Raw genomic sequence first — 11,410 nt, 5'->3', positions numbered from 1 at the left:
GGGGCTTTCCTCGGCCATAAAGTGGCCGCTGGCCGTGGCCTGGTAGGTGAAGTCGGGTGCCCACGCGCGCCAGAGGGCCGAGGCATCGAAGCCGAGCTGTGCGCCCCAGTCCTGAGAGATGACGGCCGTGGGCATGGCCAGCTGGGCGCCGCGTTCACGGTCGGCGGTGTCCATGTCGAGGTCGATCTCCGCGGTGGCGCGGTAGTCGGCGACGATCGAGTCGGTGGACGCCATCGAGCTCTGCACGTAGTAGTCCCGCTCTTTCGGGGTGAAGGTGGTGCCGGTCGGGTCCCACGCGTCGAGGAAGGAGCCGTAGAACTCGGGCGCGACTGCGGCGATCATCTTCTCGGGCATCCCGGCGGGCTGCGCCATGAGATAGAGGTGCCAGGCCACCTTGGCGTGAACGCCCTGCAGGACCGACCAGGTGTCGAGGGTCGGCAAGACGTCGAGAATGCCGAGGAAGGACACCGCCTCAGGGTGATCGATGCCAGCGCGGACGGCGACCAAGGCCCCGCGGTCGTGGCCTACCAGCCCGAAGCGATCGAAGCCCAACTCGTGGGCAACAGCGACGACATCGTTGCCCATCGTGCGCTTGGAGTACGTGTCGGGGCTGCTGGCGGCAGGCTTGTCGCTGTCGCCGTAGCCGCGCAAGTCCGGGGCTATCACCGTGAACTGCGCTGCGAGCCGACGGGCGACATGCCGCCACATGTAATGCGTCTGCGGGAACCCGTGGAGCAGGACCACGACCGGTCCCTGACCGCCGACGGCGACGTTGAGGCGGAGACCGTCGGCGCCCACGACGGAGCGGTAGGTGAAGTCGTCGATCGTGAGGCTGGTCATGAGGTCTCTTGGAACGGGTTAGTAGCAGTGGTGGTCGCGGGGTGGCCAGAGAAGATGCCGGCGGGCAGCCCGGCGAGGGCGGGCGAGGCTGTCAGGGCGGGGATGATCACGGCGTCGACTAGCGACTGCAAGTAATCGTCGGTGATCGCGAGACCGTTCGCGCGACGCAGCAACAGGACCGCGCCCACGACTTCTTCGTACGCGAAGGGATCAACGACTGGAGGCAGCTCACCGCGGGCGACGGCAGCGTCGGTCACCGGTTGCGGCAGTCGGGCGCCCGTGGGGCCGACTGCCTCCTCGATGGCGTCGCACAGGTCGGGGTCTTCCAACCCGGCCTGCAACAACATGAGCGCCGTGCCGGTATCCGCGGCGCTCATAGGTAACGGTCGCTGGCGAACGTCCCCAGAGCGATGCGGGCGGGCGGGCGGACAAGGCCAGCGTGGTCGGCAGCCTGACCGGCGCGTCGGGCAGGGGTGGGCGAGCGGTCACAGGATCAGCATTGTGGCCATGGCAACCACCGATACGATGCTGGCGCCCAATTCCAGCCGCGGCAGCAGCCGCGGCGTCCGAATGATCTCGCGTGTGGCATACGCCGCCGCGCCGATGGCGACAACAAGTGCCGCGAGCGCCCAGCTCGACAGCCCATGTCCCGCGGCCGAGGTGACGTCGGTGGACATGCTGGTGTGGCGGGACAAGCCCATGTCCATCGACGCTGATGTTCCCGATGCCATTGTGTGGTTACCGGCGGCGGCGCTTGTTGATGACATTGTCGCGGACATGGCGGCGGTCAGGACGGCCATGACCATGATGGTGATGGCGCGGACAACGGTCAGGCGTGATCGGCTCGAGCGGGTGAGGGTTGCGACTACCGATCCTGCGAAGACAGCGATCCAGCCGGCGACGGGGAGCAGGTGATGGTCGAAGACCATGATGTCGGTCATGCCGACCAGCATCACCGCCATCACCAGCGTGTCGATGGCATCGATACGGCTGCGGTCGAGTCCGCAGCATCCCAGGCCGACCGCCATCGGCACCAGTGCGCCGATGATCAAGATCGTGTGCATCTCCCGGTGCTTACTGTCCGCAGGTGCACTCGCCGGGTGGGCAATGCGCGCACCCAATGGAGCTACAGTGGTCGGCGCTCAGATCGGGTACGTCGAGGGCCGGGTTCTTGTCGAAGAAGTTGTTGGGTACCAACATGAAGCTCGCGATCTCGGTGGGCATGACCGGCCAATCTTCCGACCGCGGGATATGGGTGACGCCCACGGTGTGCCATAGCACGACGTCGGTGTTCTCGACTGGACGGTTGGCGGCGGTCCACGCGGGCAGCCCGGCGCCGGCCCGATCCTGGTTGGGATGGTCACCGGCAGAATGCATTTCGTCGGGATGGTACGGAGTGACCCAGATGTTCTTGGTGGCGAAGCCCGCACGGGTGGCCATCAGCGACGGCTCCTGGGCAATGAGGGTGTCCGACGCCCATCCTGGCAGGAGCTTGTAGCCGACGGGCATCCCCCACTTGTTTGTCTTGTGGGGGTTGATCACCGACCAGTTACGCGCGGTCTGCGGGTTGGTCAGACCGTCGCCGTCATGCTCGTGCGCGATGAGGGCTTTGGTGACGGCGATTGCGTTTCCGTAGGGGTTGTCGGCGCCGACGGGTGCGGCGTCAACATCGTTCTGGTACACGGTGTTCTCCCACCCGTCGACCTCCATGTCGAGGCGGAAGGAGAACAAGTGCTGATGCCAGGTGGCAGCGAGGTTCTGGGCGATCGGGGTGGCATGGGCCGGGACCTCACCGGGCTCGGTGGCAATGGTCTGGACTATACCGAGCAGCTTGGTGTCGACTTCAATGTGCCCGTCCTGGAAGAAGTTCCAGTAGAAGCCGTAGTGATAGTTGCCGACGGTGGCGATGAAAGAGACCACCAGTTTTCGGGAGCGTCGGACGTCGACCTTACCGGTGACCCAGTCGGTGTGCTTCCAAAGGATGCCGGCGTCTTCTTCGTGGATGCAGATGGCGTTGTTGATCGTGGCTGGGTTGCCGTCGTCGTCGGCCATGACGGCGTCGAGGTAGGTGATCTCGCCGAGACAGTCACAGCCGAGCAGCAGCGAGTTGGCCATTCGGCCCAGCCCGTATTCTCCGGCGTCGAAGGCGCTGCGGAAGTAGTGTGCGCCTCTGGGTATGCCGTACGGGACCATCATCTCGGCGAGTGAGCCGCGGTGCATGACCGAGCGGTAGTGCTCACCGTCACGGTACTCGACACCGGTGAGAACCAGCCCGTCCAGCGGGTGCATGTTGATGCGGAATCGCCATTTCTGCCAGTTCATCTGGGGACCGTCGAGGGTGAAGCTCACGCCTTCGGGTTGGATGATGTCGAGTGGTTTGATGTCGGCGCGCAGCGGTTGGTTGTGGTCGGCGGTGTAGTTGTCGCAGGTCGGATTCATCGGTTTGACACCGTGGTCTTCGACGTCGAACACCTCGTTCTTGACGGTGTCGACGAGAACGATGACGCCTTCGATGACGTGCGCGTAGGCGTTGTCGTCAGGGAAATGGCGGTAGTAGCTCACGCACGCCCAGAGGCGGCGGCCGGTGAGGTCGATATCGCCACGATTGCCCACGCCGAACGGGTCGAGCTGCACCAGCTCCAGGTCGGTGATGCCGCGTTTGGCCAGAGCCTCGATGTAACGCGGGTCCGACTTCGCCAGCTCGTTGATGATCGGGATCTCCTCGGCGAGCATCTGCGCACCGCCCTCGGTGAGTTGGGTGGAGGAGACCACGGTTTCCTCGTCGAGGTCGACCAGCACGTCGAAGGTGGCCGCCGAGGTGCGGTCGAGGACTAGCGCGCGGGCTTGGCGAGTGACTGGGGTTCCGGCGCGCACCGCTGCCTTGTCGGGTTCCTGAGTAAAGACCGAGCCGAAACCTGGTCGCTCACCACCGATTCCGGCTTTGCGGATGATGGTGGAGGTGGCGCGGATTTCGTCGGCGGTCAGTGCGTCGAACAGGGGGCTGTGCATGGTAGTTTCCTTCCCCAGTCATCGGAGTTGGCTTCGACACCACACCCCGGTGGTGTGGTGCTTACCGTCTCGCTGCTGAGTGGATCGGCGGGAGATGTGGGTGTGATCGGGCGGTCAGTCGAGATTCATGAACACCGACTGGGATTCGGTGTACTCGTCGAGGGAGTAGGCCCCCATCTCGCGGCCCCAGCCGCTCTTTCCGAACCCACCCCACGGGGTGCCGGGATCGATGAGCGGCAGTTGGTTGACGAACACAGTGCCGGCGTGGATACGTTCGGGGAGACGGTGCGCGGTTTTGAGGTCCTGGGTCCAGACCACTGCCGCCAGGCCGTAGTCGGTGTTGTTGGCACGCGCAATGGCCTCATCGAGGTCGTCGTAGGGCATGATCGACAGGACCGGCCCGAAGATCTCCTCACGGGCGATGGTCATCTCGTCCTTGACCTCGGTGAACACCGTCGGCCGGTAGAAGAACCCATTCTCCAACGGCCCGCCCACGCGCTCACCGCCGGTCACCAGTTGCGCACCCTCGGACTTGCCGCCGGCCACGTAGCCGTCGACGCGGGCCAGGTGCTCGGCCGACACCAGTGGTCCGACAACGGTGTTCGGGTCGCTGCCGGGTCCGATGGTCAGGGAGTCGGCGGCGATGGCGATCTTGGTGGCGAACTCGTCGACGCGGGAGCGGTGGACGAAGAAGCGGGTGAACGCGCCACAGGCTTGCCCGGTGTTGAACAGCGCGCCTTGCAGGTTTCCGGCGACGGCGGCGTCGATGTCGGCGTCGCGGGCGACAATGCTGGGGGCCTTGCCGCCGAGTTCGAGACCGACCCGTTTGAGGGTGTCGGCGGCGGTGCGCACGATCTCCTGGCCAACTGCGGTCGAGCCGGTGAACGACACTTTGTCGACACCGGGGTGGGCGACGAGCGCCCGGCCGACCTCGGGGCCACCGGTCAGCAGGTTGACCACCCCGGTGGGGACGCCGGCTTCGAGTGCGAGTTCGACGAGCCGCACAGTCGACAGTGGCGTTTGTTCGGCCGGTTTGAGGATGGTCGCGTTGCCGGTGGCCAGCGCTGGCGCCAGTTTCCAGGCGGCGATGTCGAGGGGAAAGTTCCACGGCGTGATAAGGGCGGCGACACCGAGGGGCCGACGCTGTTGGTAGGTGAACTGGCCGGGTATCGACACCGGTGAGACCTTGCCCTCGAGCTTGGTAGCCCAGCCGGCGTAGTAGCGAAATGTTTGTGCGGCCAACGGGATCGACACGTTGGTGCTGACGAAGATCGGCTGGCCCTGATCAGCGGTCTCAAGAGCGGCCAGTTCCTCGGCGTTGCGTTCGATCAGCTCGGCAATCCTCCACAGGATTTTCCCGCGCGCATCGGCGGTCAGCGAGCGCCAGGCGGCGGACTCGAAACCGGCCCGTGCGGCGGCGACCGCGGCATCGACATCGGCGGCGCTGGCCTCGGCGAAGACGCCAAGCGCCTCACCGGTCGCCGGGTTGATCGTCTCGCCGGTGGCGCCGGTTGAGGCACCGACCCAATCGGGACCGATGAGCAGCTGAGTGGCCGGCATGGTGTGTCTCCTTCTATCGCGAGTTACGCAGAAGGTGCCACGCCGTCGGCGCTTTCACATCCTCATGGTTCGGTGACCGAACCGGCCGAGGGCAGCGGCTATCGGCCGGATGAAGAATTCTTGAGCAGCCGTAACAGATCTCGGATGCGGTCGAGGGTCCGTTCGGTTCGTTCGTCGGATTCGTAGATGGCGTGCTGCATGATCAGTCCGTCGACGGCACCCAGGATCATCGCCGCGATCGAACCGTCGGGATCATCGATGTCGAGGTCGTCGAGAGTCCCCGCGACCTGGCCGATGTAGAAGTCGTACAACGTGACCAGCCGGTCGAGGGGCACGCCACGACGCACCGCGCGCAACAGGTAGTCGTACTGCAGCATGCCCCGATTCCGTTCGCCGCCCATCACATCGAGCAAATCGACACCGAACTCCTCGATCGTGGCCGCCCGGATATGCGATTCCTCGACGTCAAGTTGCGCGGCGCGTTCGAGGGCGGCGGTGATCATCGCCTCTCCCGAGCCGAAGTAAAACCGGACCAGACTGTGCGAGAGCCCCGCCTGGGTCGCCACCGATCGATAGGTCACCTTGTCCAGGCCCTGGGTGCTGGCAATGTGGATGGCCGCGTCGAGGAGTCGGGTACGCGTATCGGGCGCCTCGAGATCACTGTCCTCGTCGCCGAGACTCGCCTCGCTCATCCTGATCCTCCATCTGCCCGCACACGGCCGCGCCGGGCTGTCGATGCTCCTACGCTATCTCCGATCGATCCCGGACCGGCACTCCGGACGCGTGCCCTGCCTCCTGGTCTGGTGAGCGGACTACGCCGCGCGGATTATGAGCGTCGAGCGTGCAGGCTGATCCCATCTATCCATGTACCGTCCCGAGAGGTTCCTGTATGCGCGCGGCAAGAGTGCACCGGTGGAATACCGCCCCGATCGTTGACACCGTCGCCGACCCGACTCGCGGTGACGGCCAGAGCATCGTCCGCATTGACGCGGCGACGGTGAGCCACCTCGACCTCACCGTCGCCACCGGTTCTTTCGATCTCGTACCACCGTTGCCGTATGTTCCGGGCTGCGAGGGCTCAGGTTCGGTGCTCGATTCCGACACGTATCCAGTTGGGACCCAGGTGATCTTCCGTGACGGGGCGGTGGGGCTCGATCGAGACGGAACGTGGCAGGAGCGGCTCGCGGTCGCCGATGACTCCCTCATCGTCCTCGACCAGCGGCTCGATGCGGCGGTCGCATCGACATTCTTTGTGCCGACGACTACCGCGTATGTGGCGGTCCATGATCTGGGGCACGTTCAGCAAGGTCAGACCGTGTTGGTCAGTGGTGCCACCGGCGCTGTCGGGTCCATGGTGGTGCAACTTGCACGTCGGGCCGGTGCGCATGTCATCGCGCTAGTGTCGCGGCGGACGCGGCTGCCCGCGCTGCCGCCGGGAGTGGAGGGCATCGCACTGGAGGACACAACTGCCACCGGGCGTCTGGCTCTGACCCGTCCGGGTCATGTGCTGATCGACACCATCGGGGGCCCCGATGTTGTCGAGCGTATCGGGTGGGTGCGACCCGGTGGTGCCGCGATCTGTGTGGGCTATACCGCCGGTGCCGAGGTCCGATTGGACCTGCCGAACTGGTTGTTCACCGATGTCGCGCTGGTGCCGGTCAACTTGATGAACTGCGAAGCCCGCGCATTGGAGATTGCGCGCAAGCTACTTCCGCAGATCGCGGCTGGGGATATCGCGATTGCCGTCGAAGAATTCGATCTCGAGCGGGTGGCCACCGCCGTCGATCGGGTGGCTCGCGGTGCAATCGCCGGCCGCGCAGTGATCCGATTCTGACGGCGCGGCCGGCGCAGCACACAACCACTCAGAGGCGATCCTTGATCTTGAAGTAGCCGCGGGCACCGGTGCGCACTACCCGGTCCGGAAGATGCAGCGGCGGCCAGGTGGTGTGGCGGTTGCCACGCAGCAGGTCGTAGGCGGCGTACTCGGGTGCGGTCGCGACCGCCGCGATCCGCCCTGCATTCCATGATGCGAGGACACCGTTGCTCGAGGTGACCACCGCGCTTGGCGCGATCCGCTCGAGCAACGGGGTTTCCTCCACAGTGGACGCGATGGCACCTTCCCATGCGCTCTGAAACGGAGCATCGCCCAGCGACGGAAACGTGTCACGCAGTTCGGCACGAATCTGTGTAGCCATGCCCGGCCCGGCGATCGTGTCGAACAGGGTGCTGATACCGAACAACAACCGATTGTCGGGCAGCCGCCGGAAATAGCGGGAGAAGGTCGCGATCTCGGAGGTGGAGTACCACGACGGCAGGACCGCATCGAGTGTGTCTTGCGGGATAGGTTCCGTGACGGCGATCTGCGAGTAGCCGGTGAACAGCAGATCCCGTATACGTGGCACCACCTGGCCCGTGCCGGTACCGGTGGCGACCACCAGCCGTTCAGCGTGCACCTCGCCGCCACCGGTGGATACAGTGACTGCCCCGCGACTCGTGCGGACACCGGTGACCGTGCTCTGCTCGGCGATCACCACGCCGAGTCTTTCGGCGTGGGCAGCGAGCCCTTCCAGAAGTTTGTGGGGGTTGAGGTTGATGTTGTCGCGCTCGAGGAGTCCAGCCACATAGCGATCGGACTGCAGATGCTCGGTGAGGGCGTCGCGATCGAGATAGGTTCGTCCGGCCCGTGCCTCTGCGGACCCGGCCGCAGCCGACTGCGCCAGTTGTGCGGCTTGACGTTTGGTGATCGCCAACCGGATCGACCCGCGCCGCAGGTCCGCGTCGATCCCGTTGTCCTCGATGAATGTGACGAACTCGGCGGCCGCCGCACCGAGAGACTCGTCAACGATGGCCGACTCGTCGGCATCGCCGAGATGGGTGCCCTCACTGAGCAGCAGAATCCCGCCGTTGCGTCCCGACGCGCCGGCCGCTACGTAATCCTTTTCGAGCACAACCACACTCATCCCAGATTCGGCGAATGTGGTGGCCGCGGAAATGCCGGCATATCCGGCGCCCACCACGACCGCATCGTAGGTGTGTGTGCCGGTCAGTGCCGGGCGTTCGGGGGTCACAAGGTCCAACGCGTAGTAGGTCGGGGGTGTGTTCTGCTTGCTCACGGCGCCGACGGTACGACAGGTGTGGTGCCGATGAGCAGGGCCGGGTCCGCTCACCGGTCCGTCAGGTGGAGGCTGCCCGGACGACGTCAAACACTGTGACCTGACAGGGAAGTCCAACCGAGGCGGGATTCGCACCGGACGGGACACACCCGTGACACGAACTCGTCTTGGCGACAACCGAGTTCACCCCATCGTCTGTCACATCAAAAGGAGAAACCGTGAAATTCGGGATCATTTCCGAGGCCCAGGTCAACCGGGGCATGTCCTACGGAGTGCGTCTTCGTGAAACCATCAAGGAGTTGGTGTTTGCCGAGGAGATGGGATTCGATTTCATCGGCACCTCCGAACAGCACTTCATGGAGGGCCAGTGGTCGGTCTCGGCGCCTGAGGTCGTCATGCCGATCCTCGCCGATCGCACCAGCAGCATCAGGGTGCGGCAGATGGCGATCACCTCGCTGGGCTTCAACCATCCGCTGCGGGTGGCCGAGCGGGTCGCCACCATGGACATCTTGTCCAATGGCCGCTTCGAGTTCGCGACGGCGCGATCGAACAACGAAAAGTACATGCGGGGCTTCGGGATCGACCCCAACAAGACGCGCGAGGAATGGCGTGAACACATCGAGATCGTGATTCGTGCGCTGACCCAGGAATCGGTTACTTTCCACGGCGAGTACTACGACATTGACGACGTCGCAATCAACCCGCGATTGGAGAGCCAGGATCTCCCGCCGATCTACGTGACCGCGACCAGCCCCGAAAGTCATTACAACGCTGGCAAACTCGGCCTCGGTGTAATGACCGCCGACAGCTATCTCGGCTGGGAGTACCAGCAGATGGTGATCGATGAGTACCGGCGTGGTCTCAAAGAGGCTGCACCGCTGGACAACCTGTATCCGGTCAATCCGCATGTCACCGGTTTCACCTTCCCGGCCTACTGTGCCGAGTCCACTGAGAAGGCCTTCGACGACGCAGCGGTCACCATGCGCGCGTTGCTCAAGAGCGTCGAAGACCTCGCGGCCGGACTGGCCGGCACCAACGCGCCGGGCTACCAGTACTGGCAGAAGCTGTATGAGAACATCCGCGATCGAGGTAACGACCTGCAGTACTTGAACGAGACCACCCCGATGCTGATGGTCGGCGATCCCGACTTCTTCGTCGAACGGTGTGAACGCCTGGAGGGCATGGGCATCGACGAGGTGGTCCTCAAGATCGACGGGTACGGCCACTCCAAGACACTCAAGACCATTGAGATGATCGGCAAGTACGTCATTCCACATTTCAAGGCGCGCAAGGGATCGATCCCCGAGAACGCCTTCACCCGCGTCGGCATCGAGGGCGTCGGGAAGTTCGAACTCTGATCACCCCCCCACCATCAGCGGTGTGCCGCCATCCGAACTACGGGTGGCGGCACACCGCTATCCCATCGGCCGATTGAGTGACGGAGCATACAACAACGACGACGTGGCCGCGACAGAAATCTGTCGCGGCCACGTCCGCAGGTGGGCGGGCTGATCAGTTGGTGTGACTGAGGGCGAGTATCCCGTCTGGGTCGTAGCGGCGACGAATCTCCCTCAGCCGCTGCGCCATAGCGTCGGGCCAGGCGCAGTCGACTGCGCCCGGGTCGTTCGACGGTCCGATATAGTTGGGGATCGTTCCAGCAGAGTGCAGGCGGGCGACCGCTCGGTGCAGGGTGCGGATCTGTTCGGGGATCACCGTGTCGATGACGTCTGGTTCGGCGCCGATGACGTGGAATGCGTACGCGGCATCGCGCCCGGTGACCGCATTGGCGGAGGACCGCGCTGTTGCCAACGCACCGCCAAGCAGTTGCAGCCCGACCGAGACCAGCGGCACCTGCGCGTAGGGGTGTTGGGGTCCGGCGAGGTCGAGGATCGCGTCGATGGCCGCGTCGTCGAGATCATCGAGATAGACCCCGCCATCGGAGACGACCATCGGCGGCAGGGTCTCCTCGCGCACCCGGCCCGGTTCATGAAACACCGGCTGCGCCAACTCGAGAAGAGGCGCCACCAGACTGCTGCCGTCGCGGGCGTCGCCGACATAGACGTGGATGAGTTCGAGCAACGTTTTGCCGCGGAGCTCTTGTGGTAGGTCCGGATCGTCGGGCATGCGCACGATGTGGGCGTAGGAGTTCATCTCGTCGGGCAAACGCACCGACCACCGCGCCCAGGCCCGCAGCATCGTCTCGATGTCGGTGCCCTCGTAGTACCACGCGTTGCCGTTGATGTGCTCTGCGGCAACCAGGCGCACGGTCATCGCGGTGACGATGCCCAATCCGTGGTTGCCACCACGCAGGGCCCAGAACAACTGCGGATGGTGCTCGTCGTCGACGGTCACCAGGACTCCCTCGCCGGTGACGACGTCGAAGGACACTACCGAGTCGGCGGCATAGCCGTAGGTGCGGCCCAGCGGGCCCAGTCCGCCGCCGAGCACATAGCCGACCGCCCCGACGCCGGCATCGGATCCGGCCAGCGGTGTCAGGCCGACGGGTTCGGCGGCGGCCACCACCTCCTGCCATCGCGTGCCGGCGCCGATCCGGGCCGTCGCGGCCGCCGCGTCGATCTCGACGCTGGCCAGTCCGCGGGTTTGCAGCAGGATGCCGTCGCTGATTCCGTAGTGGAATCCGTGGCCTTCGCCGAGCGCGGTGACCGGGAAGCCAGCCCGGCGGGCCACGGACACGACCGCGACGACGTCCTCAGCGTCGACGGGGCGGACTGCGATCGGTGGGGTGTGGGCGAACGCTTGATGAAAGCCATCCACCAGTGAGCGGTAAGCAGGGTCGGCGGGCCCGGCCACAATGCCCCGCACTGCACCACGCAGCGCCGTGGCGATGTCGGCGAAGCTGGTGACGTCGACGTCGTGGGAGGTCATCG

10 protein-coding genes are annotated in these 11,410 nt (G+C 65.1%); 2 read left to right on the top strand and 8 right to left on the bottom strand.

Annotated features, from left to right (window positions below; all coding sequences use genetic code 11):
* The 6 genes from GOACH_RS20320 to GOACH_RS20295 form a co-directional block, all read right to left on the bottom strand.
* On the bottom strand, positions 1-840 hold an 840-nt coding region (locus tag GOACH_RS20320; RefSeq protein WP_005179106.1), incomplete at its 3' end, for an alpha/beta hydrolase.
* Positions 837-1,217, bottom strand: a complete 381-nt coding sequence (locus GOACH_RS20315) for a TetR-like C-terminal domain-containing protein (RefSeq protein ID WP_005179104.1) — start codon at positions 1,215-1,217, stop codon at positions 837-839. The genes GOACH_RS20315 and GOACH_RS20320, both read right to left, overlap by 4 nt.
* Before the next feature lie 108 nt (positions 1,218-1,325).
* Complete coding sequence (locus tag GOACH_RS20310) at positions 1,326-1,904, bottom strand: hypothetical protein (protein WP_005179102.1); 579 nt, start codon at positions 1,902-1,904, stop codon at positions 1,326-1,328.
* A 10-nt stretch (positions 1,905-1,914) separates the two neighbouring features.
* Positions 1,915-3,849 carry a primary-amine oxidase gene (locus GOACH_RS20305; protein WP_005179100.1) on the bottom strand — a complete coding sequence of 645 codons (1,935 nt, stop codon included), beginning with the start codon at positions 3,847-3,849 and terminating at the stop codon, positions 1,915-1,917.
* A gap of 114 nt (positions 3,850-3,963) precedes the next feature.
* A complete protein-coding gene (locus GOACH_RS20300) occupies positions 3,964-5,409 on the bottom strand; it encodes an aldehyde dehydrogenase family protein (RefSeq protein ID WP_005179097.1) in 1,446 nt (481 codons plus the stop codon).
* Between the two features lie 98 nt (positions 5,410-5,507).
* Complete coding sequence (locus GOACH_RS20295; RefSeq protein WP_005179087.1) at positions 5,508-6,101, bottom strand: TetR/AcrR family transcriptional regulator; 594 nt, start codon at positions 6,099-6,101, stop codon at positions 5,508-5,510.
* A 197-nt stretch (positions 6,102-6,298) separates the two neighbouring features.
* Between GOACH_RS20295 and GOACH_RS20290 the strand changes: the two genes are divergently transcribed.
* The gene (locus tag GOACH_RS20290) at positions 6,299-7,243 is read left to right on the top strand and encodes a quinone oxidoreductase family protein (RefSeq protein WP_005179086.1); all 945 of its coding nucleotides are present in this window, start codon (positions 6,299-6,301) and stop codon (positions 7,241-7,243) included.
* Between the two features lie 28 nt (positions 7,244-7,271).
* On the opposite strand, the gene GOACH_RS20285 is transcribed toward GOACH_RS20290, so the two are convergent.
* Positions 7,272-8,522 (bottom strand): NAD(P)/FAD-dependent oxidoreductase, encoded by a 1,251-nt coding sequence (locus GOACH_RS20285; RefSeq protein ID WP_005179084.1) that lies wholly within the window; start codon positions 8,520-8,522, stop codon positions 7,272-7,274.
* Positions 8,523-8,740: 218 nt separating this feature from the next.
* Here GOACH_RS20285 and GOACH_RS20280 point away from each other — a divergent pair, with 218 nt between their 5' ends.
* Positions 8,741-9,880 (top strand): LLM class flavin-dependent oxidoreductase, encoded by a 1,140-nt coding sequence (locus tag GOACH_RS20280; RefSeq protein WP_005179081.1) that lies wholly within the window; start codon positions 8,741-8,743, stop codon positions 9,878-9,880.
* A 154-nt stretch (positions 9,881-10,034) separates the two neighbouring features.
* Here GOACH_RS20280 and GOACH_RS20275 read toward each other — a convergent pair whose 3' ends face one another.
* Positions 10,035-11,408, bottom strand: a complete 1,374-nt coding sequence (locus GOACH_RS20275; protein ID WP_005179077.1) for an FAD-binding oxidoreductase — start codon at positions 11,406-11,408, stop codon at positions 10,035-10,037.
* Positions 11,409-11,410: the final 2 nt, after the last annotated feature.

Origin of the sequence: Gordonia aichiensis NBRC 108223 (genome assembly GCF_000332975.1) — a bacterium.
GTDB lineage: Bacteria > Actinomycetota > Actinomycetes > Mycobacteriales > Mycobacteriaceae > Gordonia > Gordonia aichiensis.
This window is presented reverse-complemented; position numbering and strand designations above follow the sequence as displayed.

Excerpts from the sequence above, each read along its gene's own strand:
- GOACH_RS20315 (WP_005179104.1), bottom strand. The coding sequence starts at position 1,217 with ATGAGCGCCGCGGATACCGGCACGGCGCTCATGTTGTTGCAGGCCGGG.
- GOACH_RS20310 (WP_005179102.1), bottom strand. The coding sequence starts at position 1,904 with ATGCACACGATCTTGATCATCGGCGCACTGGTGCCGATGGCGGTCGGC.
- GOACH_RS20305 (WP_005179100.1), bottom strand. The coding sequence starts at position 3,849 with ATGCACAGCCCCCTGTTCGACGCACTGACCGCCGACGAAATCCGCGCC.
- GOACH_RS20300 (WP_005179097.1), bottom strand. The coding sequence starts at position 5,409 with ATGCCGGCCACTCAGCTGCTCATCGGTCCCGATTGGGTCGGTGCCTCA.
- GOACH_RS20295 (WP_005179087.1), bottom strand. The coding sequence starts at position 6,101 with ATGAGCGAGGCGAGTCTCGGCGACGAGGACAGTGATCTCGAGGCGCCC.
- GOACH_RS20290 (WP_005179086.1), top strand. The coding sequence starts at position 6,299 with ATGCGCGCGGCAAGAGTGCACCGGTGGAATACCGCCCCGATCGTTGAC.
- GOACH_RS20275 (WP_005179077.1), bottom strand. The coding sequence starts at position 11,408 with ATGACCTCCCACGACGTCGACGTCACCAGCTTCGCCGACATCGCCACG.